This window comes from Thermaerobacter subterraneus DSM 13965 (assembly GCF_000183545.2).
GTDB classification, from domain to species: domain Bacteria; phylum Bacillota; class Sulfobacillia; order Thermaerobacterales; family Thermaerobacteraceae; genus Thermaerobacter; species Thermaerobacter subterraneus.
This window is the reverse complement of sequence record NZ_JH976535.1, coordinates 1,026,784-1,042,507: the sequence shown is the minus strand read 5'-3', so window position 1 is coordinate 1,042,507 and position 15,724 is coordinate 1,026,784. Positions and strand designations below refer to the sequence as shown.

Below are 15,724 nucleotides of genomic sequence, written 5' to 3'. Positions count from 1 at the left end.
CCTGGCCTTCCCGGCGCGGAAGGCCGGGACGGGTTGGCAGGGCCCTGCTGTGCCGGCCCCGGCCCACCGTCACCGTAACACGCCCCTGTGGAAGTCCCGTGCCGGCGGCGGGGAGAATCGGTGGAGGGGTGAAGGGCTCTCTTCATGCTTTCTGCACAGATTCTGCACCCGGGTCGCACACGCGGGCGGTACACTGACCCTGGGAGGCGGGCCGGATCGCGGCGGGGGTATCTGGCGTGCCCGGCCGGTTCGCTGGGCAGGCGGGTCACGCCGGAACCCTGGCGAGCCGCAACGGCGACGGATCCCCGGCGACCTGGAACGGAAGGTTGGATCGACCGGTGCGTCCGAAGCCGCTGTTCCTCAGCCTGTGGGCCTTCGGCGCGGGCTTGAGCCTGCTGACCGCCCTGGTCCTCGGCTTCGTGTTCATCCCCCTGGCCGCCCAGGCCGGTCCGGCCGGTCGCGGCGGCGCGGCGGTGCTGCGGACCGTCATGGTGGTCATGGTCCTGGCTTCGGCCGGCGCCCTGTCCGTGGCCACCGGCCTCGCCTGGTTGATCTCCCGCCGGCTGGCCCGGCCCCTGGAACGGCTGGGCCAGGCCGCCCGAGCCATCGCCCGGCAGCCCCTGGGCTACGTGGTCCAGCTTCCGCCGGCCCCATACCGGGAGGCCGCCGATCTGGCCCGAACCCTGGAGACCCTGTCGGCCGAACTGGCCCGGGAACAGGCCCAGAAGGACGCCTTCCTGGCGGCGGTGGCCCACGAGTTGCGCACGCCGCTGACCTACCTCCAGGGCTACGCCCGGTCGTTGCTTGACGGCATGGTGGCCGACCCGGAGGCCGTGCGCGACCACCTGACGGTCATCGACCGGGAGGCCCGGCGGTTGGGGCGGATGGTCGGGGATCTGCTGGATCGGGAAGCCCTGGCCTCGGGGCGGGTCTCCCTGCGTACCGGGCCGGTCGACCTGGCCGTCCTGGCGGGCGAGGCCGTTGAGGATGCGGCCCCGGCCGCCCGGGAAAAGGGCGTGGACCTCGAACTGGAGGTGCACCCGCCCTTGCCTGCCGTGCAGGCCGACGCCGGCCGGCTGCGCCAGGTGCTGTGGAACCTGCTCGACAACGCGCTGGCCCACACCCCACCGGGCGGCCGGATCTGGGTGGAGGTCTGCCGCGCCGGGCAAGCGGTCGAGGTGACGGTCCACGACACGGGCACCGGTTTCGACCCCGCGGAGAGCGAGAACATCTGGCGCCCGTTCTACCGCGTGGACAGGCATTCCGGAGGCCCCCGGCCCCCGGGGCGGCGGGGTTACGGCCTCGGGCTCGCCACGGTGCGGCAGGTCATTGAAGCCCATGGCGGTACGGTCCATGCCGACGGCCGGCCGGGGCAGGGCGCCTCGGTGGGCTTTCGCCTGCCGGTGATGCCGCCGGCCGGCGTTCCTGCCGCGGCGGCGCCAGCCGCCCGGCCGGGGAGGGCGATCCCCAATGCTGCGGGCGATGGCGATTTTGGGATGCCTTCCGCGGACGAACCCGGCCGCCGGGCGGCGTCCGGTCCCGGGCCGCGCGCCTCCGTGCAAAAGCCGGCCCCGGGGCCGCTGCCGAGGGCCGGGGACCGTGCCTGGGCCGGCGGCGAGTCCCTGGTCGCCGCGCTCTTGGTGATCGTGGGCGTTCTGGCGCTGGCGACGGCCTCGCTCCTGCCCCGGCTGGTATCCCCGGCGGGTGCCGGAGGCTTTGCCGACCTGTTGATCATCGCCCTGACGGGAGCCGTCAGCACCGTTTTGCTGGCGGGCATTATCGCCCTTTTATACAGGGCCTGGATGGGAGGCCGGTCGACATGATGATGCATCCCGGGTGGAGCAACGGTTGGGGCTTGTGGGGGATGTGGCTGGCCATGGTAGCCTTCTGGCTCGTGCCGCTGTTGCTGGTGGCCGGCATCTTCTGGCTCTTCCTGGGACGGGACCGCCATCGTGGGGACCGGGGGTCCGAGCCGGCGGTTTTCGACGAGAACCGCCGGGCCCTCGCCGTCCTCAAGGAGCGGTACGCCCGGGGCGAGATCAGCCGCGAGGAGTTCGAGCGGATCAAGGACGACATCATGAAATCGTAGGTGGCACCGGCGTGGACGTCCTGGGGAGGTCACCCGGGAAATGGGGACGGGAGAATACGGCTACCATTCCGGTGATGCACCGTCACCGGACCGCCATCGCGGCGCGGACGCCCCGGCCGTCCTGGTGGTCGACGACGAGGCGGAGATCCGGCGCCTGCTCCGGCTGTACCTGGAACGGGCCGGGTTCGTCGTGATGGAGGCCGGCGATGGTCCGTCCGCCCTGGCGGCTTTCGATGCCGCCGGGCGGCAAGGCCGCCCCGTGGCGGCGGTGGTGCTCGACCTGATGCTGCCCGGCATGGACGGGTGGGAGGTCTGCGAACGGCTCCGGGAACGCAGCCCGGTGCCCATCCTCATGCTGACCGCCCGCGGTGAGATCCACGAGCGGCTGCACGGCTTCCACCTGGGGGCCGACGACTATGTGGTCAAACCTTTCGACCCGCGGGAGATCGTGGCCCGCGTCCGGGCCCTCCTCCGCCGCGGGATGCCGGCTGCCGGGGCGACCCGGCCCCCGGGGGCCGAACCGGCCCTTGAACTCGGCCGGCTGGTCATCGATCCCGGCGCCCGCACGGTGACGGTCGACGGGCAACCCGTCCCGCTGACCCGCACCGAGTTCGACCTTCTCTACATCCTGGCCCGCCACCGCGGCCAGACGCTGGGCCGCCAGCAGATCCTGGACCGCCTGCGGGGCGGCGACTATTTCGGCGACGAGCGGGTCGTCGACAGCCACGTTCGCAACCTGCGAGAGAAGCTAGAGCCCTTCGGGCTGCGCCACCTCATCGCCACCGTCTGGGGCGTGGGGTACCGCTTTGATGGTTAGGGCGATTGCAGCGCCCGGCCCCGCAGGCCCTTACGCCGAGCCCAGCCGCTGTCGCAGCACATGCCGTTGCAGCTTGCCGCTGGCAGTGCGCGGCAGGGGTTCGGAGGTGAAGAGGACCCGGCGGGGTACCTTGTACCGCGCCAGCCGCTCGGCGCAGAAGCGCAGGAGAGCCTCTTCCGTCACCGGAGACGGAGGCCGGGCCGGATCCGGGGCCGGGGATCCGTACCGGCTCGGTTGCGCAGCCAGGACGGGGGCTGAGGCGCGGCTCCGTTCCGGGTCCCGGGCAGGGACTGGAGTGCGACCCGCTTCCGGGACCGCGTCCCCCCCGGAGCCAAGGCCCGCGCCCGGTGCCGCATCCAGGTGGGGTGCACGCAGCCGCACCACCGCCACCGGCACCTGCCCCCACTCCGGATCCGGCACCCCGACCACCCCGGCCTCCTCCACCGCCGGGTGGGCCAGCAGCACCGCCTCCACCTCCGCCGGGTAGACGTTCTCGCCGCCGGAGATGATCAGATCGTCCCGGCGGTCTGCCACGTAGAGGTAGCCCTCCTCATCCATGTAGCCCAGGTCGCCGGTGTGGAACCAGCCGTCCCGCCAGGCGCGGCTGGTGGCATCGGGCCGGCGGTGGTACCCCGGGCTGACCGTGGGGCCCTGCACGGCGATCTCGCCCACCTGGCCGGGCGGCAGGTCGCGGCCGCGTTCGTCCACGATGCGCAGCCGGTTGAAGAACAGCGGCTTGCCGGCCGAGCCCAGCTTGCGCAGGGCGTCGGCCGGCGCCAGGGTGGCAAACTGGGAGGCCGTCTCCGTCATGCCGTAGGTCTGCACCACCGGGATGCCGCGGGCGGCGCAGGCCTCAAGCAAGGGCCGCGGGGCCGGCCCGCCGCCCAGCAGCACGCAGCGCAGGTGCTCGGGATACGGCCGGGGGCCGCGCTCGTCCAGCATGCGCTGGAGCATGGTGGCCACCACGGAGATCACCGTCACCCGGTGCCGCTCGATGGAGGCGTTGACCGCCGCCGGGTCGAACCGCCGGTGCAGCACCATGGGGATCCCGTAGATCGCCGACCGGAAGACGATGGACAGCCCGCTGACGTGGAAGAGGGGCACGCAGCAGAGCCAGCGGTCGTCCCGGTGCAGGCCCAGATTCAGGGCCGACTGGACGGCGCTCCAGAAGTGGTTGCCGTAGGTCAGGACGGCGCCCTTGGGCCGGCCCGTGGTCCCCGAGGTGTAGATGATGCAGTGGGGCGCCGCCAGGTCGATGGCGGCGGGAAGCCCCGCGGTCGAGGCCGTGGACGGAACCGCGGCAGAAGCCGGGACCGCGGCAGCCCCGGTGTCCCCGGTGGAAGGTGGGGCCGTGGGACCGGCGGAAGTCGTGGTAGCACCCCCGGCGGAAGCCGTGGCGCAAGGGGCTTGGACCGGTCCCTGGGTCGCCGCCCCCGCCATCAGCAAATCGCTGGCTAGGCCGGCCAGGGAGAGAAGGCAAGGCCGCCCCTTCGAGCCGGACGGTGCCCGGTTGGCTTGCGCCGGCTCGGAAGAAGGGTGGGCCGCCACCGCCGCTGCGGTCTCCCCGAACCCCTGGCCGTAAATCAGCCAGCCGGCGCCGCTGTCGGCCACCTGCCAGGCCAGTTCGGCCGGCGTCAGGCGCACGTTGAGGGGAACCAGCACGGCGCCCGCCCGAATCACGGCGTGGATCAGCACGACGTATCCGGGCTCGTTGGCCGCCAGCACCGCGACGGTCTGGCCCGGCCGGACACCGGCTGCCCGGAGCCGCTCGGCCAGCGCCGTCGCCGCGGCGTCCAGCTCCGCGAAGGTCCAGCAGCGTTCGTCACGCGTGGAGGCTGGGTCGCCGGCCACCAGCAAAGCCAGGCCGTCGGGTTGCAGCTCCGCCTGGCGGTGAAGCCAGTCGGGCATCGGCCCGGTCCATGCCCAGGCAGCCGGCCCCCCGGCCGTTCCGGGTCGACCCGGCCCAACGTGCTCCGGCCGTCCCGCCTGATCAGAAACGGGGGGTTGGGGCGCGGTCACGTTTCCTCCTCCACCTAGCCTGGTCGGCGTCGTCGCCGGGCAGACGTCACGGCCCCCTGCGCACCACCACCATCATAGGACTCGTCGCCGAACCAAGACAGGCCTTTTCCCGGTCGCCACCGAAATGGCATCCAGGGACACCAGGCCGTTTGCAAGGAGGGAACCCCATGGCCCACACCATCCACTCCCGTCACGTCCACTACGGCTGGGACAACGGCCTCGAGCCGGTGCTGGAGGTCGAACCCGGCGAGGCGGTTGAGTTCGAGGTGGTCGATGCCTCGGGCGGCCAGCTGAACCCCGGTTCGACCGCCGCGGACGTGGCGCGGCTCGACTTCGAGCGGGTCAATCCCGTCACCGGACCGGTGTTCATCAAGGGGGCGAAGCCGGGGGACGTGCTGGAGGTCGAGATCCTGGAGTTCGGTCCCGCCCGCTGGGGCTGGACGGCCATCATCCCCGGGTTTGGCCTTCTGGCCGGCGAGTTCCCGGAACCCTACCTCAAGATCTGGGACCTGTCGGGGACCGGTGACCGCGCCTGGTTCAACGAGCGCATCGCCGTGCCCCTCGCCCCCTTCCCGGGCACCATCGGCGTCGCTCTGCCCGAGCCGGGGCGGCACAGCATCGTCCCGCCGCGGAAGAACGGCGGCAACATGGACATCCGCCACCTGACCGCCGGCACCCGGCTGCTCCTGCCGGTGTGGGTCGAGGGGGCGCTCTTCTCCATCGGCGACACCCACGCCGCCCAGGGGGACGGGGAGGTGTGCGGCACGGCCATCGAGACGGCCATGCAGGTGGCCTGCCGCTTCCGCATCCGCCGCGACCTGCGCCTGGACGAACCGGCCTTCATCGTGCCGGGGCCGCTGGCGTCGGGCCAGGACCCGCGGGGCTACTTCGTCACCACCGGGATCAGCGACGACCTGATGGAGGCCAGCCGCAAGGCCGTGCGGGCGATGATCCGCTATCTGGGGGAGACCTACCATCTGGAGCCTGCGGAGGCCTACGCCCTGGCCAGCGTGGCCGTGGACCTGAAGATCAGCGAGGTGGTCGACGCGCCCAACTGGTTGGTCTCGGCGTTCCTCCCCCAGTCCCTGTTCGTCCGGTGAGGGCCGGTGAGGAAGGGCAGGCGGAGGGCTATCGACCGCGACGTGCGGCCGGCAGCAAGGGGCGGTGCGGGCGGGACGCGCGCCGCCCCGACACGTTGGTCTGTAAGGGGCGCTCGGTCGATGTTCACGACAACTTCGCCTGACCGTCTCGTCTCCTGACCCACCGCTCCACCCATCGTGCCAGTTCCCGCTCATCCATGTGACCAACCGCTACCCGTTCCATGACCTCAACCGCCTCCGCTGGTGGCGGATCGAAAACGAGACCTTCGGACGCAAGCCAGAGGCCGAGTGCCAAGAAAGCCGTCCGCTTGTTTCCATCCACAAACGGGTGGTCGCGCACAAGGGCATGCGCACACGCCGCTGCCTGTGCAACAGGCGTCCGGTAAGCAGGTTGTCCACCGACAGTCTGGAGTGCCCTCGCACCAGCCGCGTCAACGCGACCTACGTCAAGAACCCCTGGCGCGCCACCGCCGAACTCAAGGGCCAGGTCGTGTAAATAGAGGATCTGAGCGGGGGTGAGACTCATCGCCGGGCGAGCTCTTCGAGGGTGACCCGGTGCCTTTCGGCGAATCGCCGGGCCTCCTCGACGAACGACGGGTCAACGCCTGTCGCGGAGTCCAAGGGCCGGATGACCACCTGCCGCTGGACACGATCCACCTCGACCTCGACCGGAGCACCCTCCTTCAGCCCCAGCTCATGAAGCTCCCGGGCGGGCAGGGTAACACCAAGGCTCTGGCCGATCCGTAAGATTCGCCGGATCCCCATGGCCAACCCTCCCACGCAGATCCTGATGAAAACATTCTAACACCTGGTAGGTCCAGCTGCCGCCGCTGTTCCTGGGGTTCCTGGCGCTGGCGGTCCTGACCGTGACCCGCCGCGACGTGGTCTGAGCCCGCCCCTTTGGCCATCCTATCGGACAGGCCGCCGGGCAGCGGAGCACGGATGCGGCAGCCGCCGCGAGGGAGGATCGCCGCCATGCCGACCCTCTGGCCCTGGGTCATCACCTGGGGACTGATCGTTGCCGCCGGAATCGCCCTGTGGGCCTTCATGCGCCGGGCCCACTACCAGCGCCAGCGCCGGGACAAGATCTAGCGGCCGGTACCAGCGCATCGAGCCGCCGGTACTGGCGCATCGAGTCGCCCACCGGCGCAAGGGGTCCTAGGCGGCACCGGCCGGGAAGAACACGCCCGGATTGAGCACCCCCGCCGGGTCGAGGGCGGCCTTCAGCGCCCGCAGGGCCGCCACGTGCCCGGGGCCGTGCTCCCGCTCGAAGAACGGTGCAAAGTCGCGGCCGGTGCCGTGGTGGTGGCTGAGGGTGGCGCCGTGGGCAAGGAAGGCCTCGAACCCTGCCTGTTGCACGTCCCGCCACGCCGCCCACATCGCGTCCCGCGGCGGCTTGAGGACGAAGGTGAAGTAGAGCGAGCATCCATCGGGGTACGCGTGGGTCACGCGGCAGAGGACCATGGCCACCGCCGACCATCGCTCCATGCGCCGGAACAGCGCCTCCCGCACCGCCTCCCGCAGGGCCGCCGCGCGGGACCACGCCGTCGCCGTCTCCAGCGTGTCGACCACCAGGCCGTGGTCGATCATCACGTCCCGCCAGTAGGGTTGCTGGACGAACCCCTCCCTCCACGCCTGCACGCCGGCCGGCGGCACCTCCCGGCCGCCGGCGGCCCGGCACAGGCGGGTCGCCTCCTCCCAGGCCACCGTCACCGCCCGCTCCCCGTCGGGTTCCGTCACCTCGAAGCCCAGGTGCAGGAAGGCCCCCGGTTCCATCCCCGCCCGGCCCCAGAAGGCCACCATGGCCTCGTACTCGTCCAGCAGGCGCAGGACCGGCGGGTAGATGCCGGCCTGGACGATCCGGCGCACCGCCTCGAGCCCCTCGGCGAACCCCGCGAAGCGAAAGCCGGTGGCCCGCTTCCGCGCGGGAGGGACCTGCAGCCGCAGCACCGCCTCGGTGATGACGCCCAGGGCGCCCTCGGAGCCGATGAACCAGGCCTTGCCGTCGGGGCCGGAGGCCGACTGGGGCACCTCCCGGGTCTCGACCCTGCCCCGGGGCGTCACCACGCGCAGGGATTCCACCGCGGTCTCGATCTTGCCGTACAGGGTGGCAAAATGCCCGCCGGCCCGGGCGGCGATCCAGCCGCCCACGGTGGAGCAGGCGTAGGACTGCGGGTAATGGCGGAAGGCCAGCCCTTCGCTGCGCAGGGTCTCTTCCAGGTCCGGCCCCAGGGTGCCCGCCCGCACCCGGGCGCGCCGGCTAGCCCGGTCGATGGCGACCACCCCCCGCAAGTCCCGCAGGTCCACGTTGATGACGCCGTTGTAGCTCGCGCGCACGTCGGGCTCGATGCCGCCCACCACCGAGCTGCCGCCGCCCGTGGGGATCAGGGCCACCTGCCGGGCTGCGGCGTACTCCAGGAGGCGCAGGACGTCCTCCTCGTCAGCCGGGTAGGCCACCAGGTCGGGGAAGCGCAGGTTCGTACCGGTGCGCAGGCGGATCAGGTCCCCGGTGCTCCGGCCGGCGGCGTGCAGGGCCCGCTCGTAGGGGGTGGCGGCCAGGCGCCCCCGGAACCCCTGCAGGCCAGGTAGACACCCCGCCCCGTCTAGTTCGAGGCGCGCCGGAGGCAGGCGCAGGCCGTCCAGCGGTACCGGTGACCGGTAATCCTCCGCCCGCACGCCGGCCAGCACTCCCAGCGACCGCCGCCAGCGCTCCACGGCCTCCGGGCCGGGTTCTTCCCCGGCATAGCCCCACCCGTTCCAGTGCCGCACCTTGCCCGCCCACGAGGACATGACCATCCCCCTCCGTCTTCCGGTTTGAGCGGTTCTTTCGCCCTCCCCCGCAGAGGACCCTGGTCACCGTTTCTGCCGCGCACCCCCGGTGTCCCCTGATCCCCTCAGGTCTGAGCCGCCCCCCAACCCCCTGGCAAAAAGGCGGGCCGCCGGTTCCCCCTTGGGAACCGGCGGCCCGCAGGCCGGCGCGTCCCGGCCCGTCCAAAGCTGTCCTCTCTATTCCCGCCGCGTCCCACCGCGATGCCCGCCGGGCTCTCGACCCGCCGGGCCTTCCAAACCCTTGCAGGCTTCCGGCGCTCAGGCGCCCACCCGCACGCCGGCTTCCGCCCCGGTCCCGGTCCCCGGGCCTGGCACCCGGCGCCCGCGGTACACGTCAACGTCCAGGCGTCCCGCCAGGCGGCTGGTCAGGATCCCCGCCGTCATGGCGCCGCTGACGTTGAGAGCCGTGCGCCCCATGTCTATCAGGGGCTCCACCGAGATCAGCAGGCCCGCCAGCCCCACGGGCAGGTTCAGCATGGACAGCACCAGCAGCGACGCAAACGTGGCGCCGCCGCCCACGCCCGCCACGCCGAAGGAGCTGATGGCCACCACGCCGACCACGCTGAGCAAAAAGCCCGGCGTCCAGGGGTCGATGCCGGCCAAAGGCGCCGCCATGACCGCCAGCATGGCGGGATAGACGCCGGCGCAGCCGTTCTGCCCGATGGACAGGCCCAGGGACCCGGCCAGGTTGGCGATGCCCTGGGGTACGCCGAGTTCCTCCACTTGGGTGCGGACGTTGAGCGGCAGGGTCGCCGCGCTCGACCGGGACGAGAAGGCGAAGGTGAGCACGGGCAGCGCCTTGCGCACGTAGGCCGCCGGGCTCAGGCCGGCCGCCCCCAAGAACAGCAGGTGCAGAAGGAACATGGCCACCAGCGCCGCGTAGGAGGCGACGACCAACTTGCCCAGTTGCCAGATGGCGCCGTAGTCGCTGGTGGCGGCCACCCGAGTCATGATGGCCAGGATGCCGTAGGGCGTGAGCCGGATCACCTGCCGCACCATGCCCATGACCACGCCCTCCAGCGCCCGGACGATCCCGGCGAAGGTCTCGGCCGCCTGGGGGTCCCGGTGCCGCAGGCCCAGGTACGCCGAGCCGACGAAGGCCGCAAAGATCACCACGGCGATGGTCGACGCGCGCCGCTGCCCGGTGAAGTCGAGGAAGGGGTTGGCGGGCAGCAGCTCCAGCAGCCGCTCGGGCGCCGACATCTGCTGCAGCTCGCCGAAGGTCTGCTCCAGCTGCTGGATGCGCTGGGCCTCCGCCTGGCCCTGGTGGAACTGGCTGGCGTCAAGGCCGAACAGGCCGACGGACCCGATGCCCAGGACGGCCGCGATGGCCGTGGTGGCCACCAGGATCGCGACCACGGTCAGGGCCAGCCGGCCGGTGTTGTCGGCCAGTTCCATGCGGGTGAAGGCGGAGACGATGGCGACGAACACCAGCGGGATGGTCACCATCTGGAGCAGCTTGACGTAGCCCGTCCCCACCAGGTTGAACCACTCCACCGAGGCAGGGATCACCCCGGGCTGTGCCTGGTAGGCGGTGTGCAGAATGAGGCCGTAGATCACGCCGAGCCCGAGGCCGGCGAACACCCGGCTGGAAAAGCTGAACCCGCGGCCCTTCATCCAGTAGAGCACCGCGATCAGGACGAACAGACCCGCGACGTTCAGCGCCACGGGAAGCCATGCCATTGCGGGATCCTCCTTACCTGCCCGGTTTCCCCTGCTGCGGCCGCCGCGGTGGTCCCGCAGCATCCCTCCTAATCCGCTCGGCATACTCATTAAATCCCAGGGCGCTCCCGGGCGCAAGGGACACCGGTCACGGTAACCCGGCCTGCACCGAACCCGCTGCAGCCGTGCCTACTTGAAGCAACACAATGGCCCCGCGGAACAGCGGGGCCTCCGGTCAACATCGGTGGGCGGACCGAACCCATGCATGGAACCGCGGTGTGCCCATCAGGGAAACCGCGGGAACTTGCTCCAGTCGGGCTTGCGCTTCTCCAGAAAGGCCCGCTGGCCTTCCTTGGCCTCGTCGGTGAGGTAGTAGATCAAGGTGGCGTCGCCCGCCAGCTGCTGCAGGCCCGCCAGCCCGTCGGTGTCGGCGTTGAAGGCCGCCTTGAGCATGCGGATGGCGATGGGGCTCTTGTCCAGGATCTCCCGGGCCCACTTGACGCCCTCCGCCTCCAGCTGGTCGGCAGGCACCACGGCGTTGACCAGGCCCATCTCCAGGGCTTCCTGGGCGGTGTACTGGCGGCAGAGGTACCAGATCTCGCGGGCCTTCTTGTGCCCCACGATGCGCGCCAGCAGGCCGGCGCCGTAACCGCCGTCGAAGCTGCCGACCCGGGGCCCCGCCTGGCCGAAGCGGGCGTTGTCCGCGGCGATGGTCAGGTCGCAAACCACGTGCAGCACATGGCCGCCGCCGATGGCGTAACCGGCCACCAGGGCGATGACCGGCTTGGGCAGCGTGCGGATCTGGCGCTGCAGGTCCAGCACGTTGAGCCGCGCCATGCCCCCTTCGTCCACGTAGCCGCCGTGGCCCCGCACCTTCTGGTCGCCACCGCTGCAGAAGTTGCCTCCCGCCCCCGTCAGCAGGACCACGCCGATGCGCGGGTCGTTGCGGGCGTCGGTGAAGGCGTCCTGCATCTCCATGACCGTCTCGGGCCGGAAGGCGTTGAGCACGTGGGGCCGGTTGATGGTGATCTTGGCGATGCCCTCGCCGTCGGCCTTCTCGTAGATGATGTCCTCGTAATCCTTGACCTTGATCCAGCGCGGAAGCTGGACGTCCGTCGCCATCCCCTTCCCTCCCCGGTGACTCTGCCCCTTCGGGCTGCCTGTCCATCGTAGTACGCCATGGTACCTACCACGCCGTGGTACCCGCCGCGCCATCGTAGCACGCCGGGCGGACCTTGGGCGGGCCGGACTCTTGGGGCGGCGGCGACCCGCGCCGCACCGGCAACCGGGCGGCGGGGCCATCTTCCGGCTGCCCGGGGCCCGCCAGGGCTTTCGCGCCCGGGCTTTCCCGGATCACGGCCGGTGCTCCCGCCAGAAGGCTCCCACCTCCCGGACGAAGGCGGCCGGTTCTTCCAGGTGGACGGTGTGCCCTGCCCCCGGGACGATCACTGCCCGCCCGCGCGGAATCCGCTCGGCCATGGTGCGGGCCAGGGCGGCGTACTTGGCATCGGCCGCGCCCGCCAGGCAGAGCACCGGCATGGGCAGGTCCGGCAGGCGGTCCCAGAGGGGCGGCTGAACCCCGGCCCCCATGCCCCGCAGGCTGCCGGCCAGCCCCCGCGGCCGCTGGGCCAGGCGGGCGGCCCGGACCGACGCCCGGGCCGCGGGGTCGAGGTCCTTAAGCCCGGCAAAGAGGGGCAGCTCTTCCCAGGCCCGCGTGAAGGCCCCGACCCCCTCCTCCTCGATCCGGCGCGCCAGGGCCTCGTCGGACCGGCGGCGGGCCTCCCGCTCGGCGGGATCGGCCAGCCCGGGCGACGACGACTCCAGCACCAGCGAAGCCACCCGCTCCGGCGCCGCGGCCGCCAGGCTCAGGGCCACCCGCCCGCCCATGGAGTAGCCCACCAGGTGCACCCGCCCGATGCCCAGCCGGTCAAGCAGGGCCACCAGGTCGGCGACCTGCTCCTCCATGCGGTACCGGTCCGGGCCGGCCGGCGCCGCCGAGCGGCCGTGGCCCAGAAGGTCCACGGCCAGCAGCGGCCCCGCGGCGGCCAGCTGGGACCAGACCCCCACCCAGGTGGCGGTGCTGCCGGTGAAGCCGTGGAGCAGCAGCGCCGGCTCCGGGAGCCTGAAGCTGCCCCCTGCCGGCAGGAGCGCCGGTAGGAGCGGCCCCAGCTCCAGATGGTGGCGGAGTGGCCAGCCTTCGGCTTCGACGTAATAGCGGGCCCCGCGGACCCGGACGAACCCGGCCTGGGCGCCCCCGGCCGGCGGCGCAACCCCAGGCTCTGGAGCCTTCCCACCGGCTCCCGGGGCTCGAACCTGCCCGCCGGCCACTGCCAGCACCTCTGCCGGCCGGGATGCCGGGTCCTCCTGGCCTGGCCCCCCCCTGCCTTCCGCTGCCGGGGGGGCTGAACCCGCCGCAGCCCCATCGCCGGCGGGCTCCAGGGCCCGGGCGGTGGCCGCCTCCGGCGGCGCGCCGGCCAGCCCGGCCTCTGCCAGCGCCGCCGCCACCGCCTGCCAGATCTGCCGGTGGTGGTCCACATTGCGCTGCCGGTTCGTCCGGATCTCGATGATGGACGGGCCAGGGGTGCTGCCGTCCGCAGGGCCGGTGCGCTCCGCAAGGGTGCCCGGGGCCGGGGCGCCCGGAAGGCCGGTTCCACCACCACCCCGCGCCCGGTCCAGCGCCTCCTGCACGGCCGCCCGGAAGTCATCCCAGGTGTCGACCCGGCGGTAGGGGATCCCGTACAGGGCCGCTGCATGGCGAAAGTCCAGCCCGTGGGGCGTGCCCCAGAGCACCTCGAACTCCGCCGGATCCAGCCGGCTCTGGGCCAGGAAGGAGAAGATCCCCCCGCCGTCGTTGTTCACCACCACCGCCACCAGCGGCAGCCCGTAGCGGGCGGCCGCCCAGAGGCCGTTGAGGTCGTGATAGAAGGAGAGGTCGCCGAGCAGCAGCACCACGGGCCCCTCGCCGGCCGCCGCCACCCCTGCGGCGGTGGAGACCACCCCGTCGATGCCGGCGGCTCCGCGGTTGGCCAGGATGCGGACGGGGTGCGGGCCCGCCGGAAAGAAGGTGTCCACGTCCCGGACGGGCATGCTGTTGCCGGTAAAGAGCAGGGTGCCCGCAGGCAGGAGCCGGGCCAGTTCCGCCGCCACCCGGGGCTCGGCCGGTTCGTCCCACCGGGCCAGCTGGCGGGCCATGGCCTGGCGGGCGATGTGGTTGAGGCGCTGCCAGAGGCCCAGCCAGGAACTGCCGCCCGCAGGACTCAAGGTATCGCCGGGCACCGGAACCGGCTGCGCCGGACCGCCGGCGGCTGCCGAACCGGCCGGGACGATCGCGCTGGAGAAACCTGTGGAGGAACCGGCGGCCCCCGGGCTGGACAGCGCGCCCTGATCCCGGGTCGCCGGCGGGCCGCCCGCCCGGGATGCCATCCCCGTCCCGGCGGGCTCCGTCCCCGCTACGGCTTCGGCCCCCGTCCCCGGGGGTCGCAGGGTCTGCGTCCCCGCGACGGCTCCGGCCCCCGTCCCGGCGCACCGCCGGGTCTCCGTCCCCGGGGCGGCTTCACCCGCCGCACCAGCCAGGGCCTGGGGCTCGCCTTGCCCGGCCGCCGGCTGGTCCTGCCGGGCCCGGGCCGGTTCGTCCCCGCCATGGGCCGCCGCTAGCTGCGCCAGCTGCCAGCAGGCCTGCACGGGGTCCGCCCGTACCACCAGCGCTGCCCCGTGGCTGGGGTCGGGCCAGCCGCCCTCGTCGATCACCACCTGCACGGCCCCGGGGTGCCGCTCCAGGAACTGGGCCAGGGGCTTGGACACCGGCATGCCGCCCAGGCGCAGGACCACGTCGGGGGCCAGGGCCCTTGCCAGGCCGGGGACCCGCAGGAACGCGTCGTAGGCGTCGATGATGGGGCCCGGGACCGGCCCCGGCACCACATGGGAGCCGCACCGCACCCCGGACAGGGGGTCCGCCAACACGGGCAGGCCAAGGCGCTGGGCCAGCCGGGTCACCGCCACGGCCAGGGGCGGTCCCTCCGCCGGGGAGGCCGGTGCGCCGCCGGGACCGCCTGCCGCCGGCCCCACACCGGGGGCCGCCGCCAGTGCGGGGGAAAGGGGCCCGCAGACGATGAGCCCCCGCCTCGCGCCGGCCAGCAAGCCGAAGAGCTCGTGGGCCTGGGCTTCCGTCAGGGCACCGGCGCCAAGCCTCGGCTCGACGAGCCGCGGCCGGGCAGGCCCCGGCTGTGCAGGCCGCGACCGGGCAGGCCACGGCCCAGCGAGCGGCTGGGCATGGCCCGCCCCGGCGAGCCGCGCTGCGGCGCCGAGCGGCGCCTGGCCCGCCGGCCGCACCTGGCCGGCGAGGTGCGCCTCGACGGCTTCCCGTTCCGATGGCCGCTGACCAACCGGCTCCCCCCCGGCCCGCCGCCGTTCAACGGCCGCGAGGCCTCCCATCAGGCCAACGGCTTCAGCGGCTGCGGAGCCGCCCACCGCAGCGGGATGGGATGAGGCGCCCTGCCCGGCCGGCCAGAGTTCGACCGGCGCCTCGGGCACCAGGGGCTCCCGGAAGGGCACGTTCAGGTGGACGGGGCCCGCCGGGGCCGCCAGGGCCTCGGTCACGGCGCGCACCGCCGTCCGGGTCACGTAGGCGCGGGCGGCGGGGTCGTCTTCCGGCAGGGGCAGGTCGGCGAACCACTTGGCGTGCCGGCCGTAGAGGTGGATCTGGTCGACGGTCTGGGAGGCGCCGAACTCCCGCAGCTCGTGGGGGCGGTCGGCGGAGAGGACCACCAGCGGAACCCGGCCGTAGCGCGCTTCGATCACCGCCGGGTAGAAGTTGGCCGGCGCCGTCCCCGACGTGGCCACCACCGCCGCCGGCCGGCCCGTGGCGCGCCCGAGCCCCAGGGCGAAGAAGGCCGCCGAGCGCTCGTCCAGCTGCACCCAGAGCCGCACGCCCGGATGCCGGGCCGCCGCCAGGGCCAGGGGCGTGGACCGGGACCCCGGGCACACCACCACGTGCTCGACCCCCGCGCTCACCAGGCCGTCCACCAGGGCCAGGGCCCAGACCAGGTTGATCCGGCCCCGGTCCGGCCCCCCGAGGGCGGCAGATCCGGGCGCCACGGCGGGCGCAATGGCCCCCGGGCCGGAGGGCCCGGCGGACCCAGCAGGCCCGGCCGGCACGGCCGCCCCAGCGGCGCCCCAGGCTCCCGCGGTCCTGCTGCCGGCATCGCCCCC

At 73.1% G+C, this 15,724-nt stretch carries 12 protein-coding genes; 5 read left to right on the top strand and 7 right to left on the bottom strand.

Annotation, left to right across the window (positions count from 1 at the left end; genetic code table 11):
- Window positions 1-338: 338 nt before the first annotated feature.
- From THESUDRAFT_RS04365 to THESUDRAFT_RS04355, 3 genes are read left to right on the top strand one after another with little or no spacing between them, the layout of a single operon-like run.
- Window positions 339-1,823: a HAMP domain-containing sensor histidine kinase gene (locus tag THESUDRAFT_RS04365; protein WP_156821714.1), complete on the top strand. Its 1,485-nt coding sequence runs from the start codon at window positions 339-341 to the stop codon at window positions 1,821-1,823.
- Window positions 1,820-2,089, top strand: a complete 270-nt coding sequence (locus THESUDRAFT_RS04360; RefSeq protein ID WP_006903521.1) for an SHOCT domain-containing protein — start codon at window positions 1,820-1,822, stop codon at window positions 2,087-2,089. The genes THESUDRAFT_RS04365 and THESUDRAFT_RS04360 overlap by 4 nt, the downstream gene beginning before the upstream one ends.
- 40 nt (window positions 2,090-2,129) lie before the next feature.
- The gene (locus THESUDRAFT_RS04355; RefSeq protein ID WP_006903520.1) at window positions 2,130-2,906 is read left to right on the top strand and encodes a response regulator transcription factor; all 777 of its coding nucleotides are present in this window, start codon (window positions 2,130-2,132) and stop codon (window positions 2,904-2,906) included.
- A gap of 30 nt (window positions 2,907-2,936) precedes the next feature.
- Here the strand turns inward: THESUDRAFT_RS04355 and menE are convergent, their stop codons facing one another.
- A complete protein-coding gene (menE, locus tag THESUDRAFT_RS04350) occupies window positions 2,937-4,814 on the bottom strand; it encodes an o-succinylbenzoate--CoA ligase (RefSeq protein WP_006903519.1) in 1,878 nt (625 codons plus the stop codon).
- Window positions 4,815-5,092: 278 nt separating this feature from the next.
- Between menE and THESUDRAFT_RS04345 the strand changes: the two genes are divergently transcribed.
- On the top strand, window positions 5,093-6,025 hold the full coding sequence (locus THESUDRAFT_RS04345; RefSeq protein WP_006903518.1) for an acetamidase/formamidase family protein: 933 nt from the start codon (window positions 5,093-5,095) through the stop codon (window positions 6,023-6,025).
- 124 nt (window positions 6,026-6,149) lie between these two features.
- On the opposite strand, the gene THESUDRAFT_RS12750 is transcribed toward THESUDRAFT_RS04345, so the two are convergent.
- Entirely contained in the window at window positions 6,150-6,551 is a 402-nt protein-coding gene (locus tag THESUDRAFT_RS12750; protein WP_006903517.1) for a type II toxin-antitoxin system death-on-curing family toxin, read from the bottom strand.
- Window positions 6,548-6,790 (bottom strand): AbrB/MazE/SpoVT family DNA-binding domain-containing protein, encoded by a 243-nt coding sequence (locus THESUDRAFT_RS04340; protein WP_006903516.1) that lies wholly within the window; start codon window positions 6,788-6,790, stop codon window positions 6,548-6,550. Before THESUDRAFT_RS04340 ends, THESUDRAFT_RS12750 begins: the two co-directional genes overlap by 4 nt.
- 210 nt (window positions 6,791-7,000) lie before the next feature.
- Here THESUDRAFT_RS04340 and THESUDRAFT_RS04335 point away from each other — a divergent pair, with 210 nt between their 5' ends.
- Window positions 7,001-7,117 carry a hypothetical protein gene (locus THESUDRAFT_RS04335; protein ID WP_006903515.1) on the top strand — a complete coding sequence of 39 codons (117 nt, stop codon included), beginning with the start codon at window positions 7,001-7,003 and terminating at the stop codon, window positions 7,115-7,117.
- 66 nt (window positions 7,118-7,183) lie between these two features.
- On the opposite strand, the gene THESUDRAFT_RS04330 is transcribed toward THESUDRAFT_RS04335, so the two are convergent.
- The 4 genes from THESUDRAFT_RS04330 to menD all read right to left on the bottom strand — a co-directional run bounded on the left by THESUDRAFT_RS04330 (window position 7,184) and on the right by menD (window position 15,610).
- Entirely contained in the window at window positions 7,184-8,815 is a 1,632-nt protein-coding gene (locus THESUDRAFT_RS04330) for an FAD-binding oxidoreductase (RefSeq protein ID WP_006903514.1), read from the bottom strand.
- Window positions 8,816-9,112: 297 nt separating this feature from the next.
- Window positions 9,113-10,537 carry an L-cystine transporter gene (locus THESUDRAFT_RS04325; protein ID WP_006903513.1) on the bottom strand — a complete coding sequence of 475 codons (1,425 nt, stop codon included), beginning with the start codon at window positions 10,535-10,537 and terminating at the stop codon, window positions 9,113-9,115.
- Window positions 10,538-10,801: 264 nt separating this feature from the next.
- Window positions 10,802-11,638 carry a 1,4-dihydroxy-2-naphthoyl-CoA synthase gene (gene menB / locus THESUDRAFT_RS04320; RefSeq protein ID WP_006903512.1) on the bottom strand — a complete coding sequence of 279 codons (837 nt, stop codon included), beginning with the start codon at window positions 11,636-11,638 and terminating at the stop codon, window positions 10,802-10,804.
- Between the two features lie 231 nt (window positions 11,639-11,869).
- On the bottom strand, window positions 11,870-15,610 hold the full coding sequence (menD, locus tag THESUDRAFT_RS13850) for a 2-succinyl-5-enolpyruvyl-6-hydroxy-3-cyclohexene-1-carboxylic-acid synthase (RefSeq protein WP_242823238.1): 3,741 nt from the start codon (window positions 15,608-15,610) through the stop codon (window positions 11,870-11,872).
- Between the last annotated feature and the right edge of the window lie 114 nt (window positions 15,611-15,724).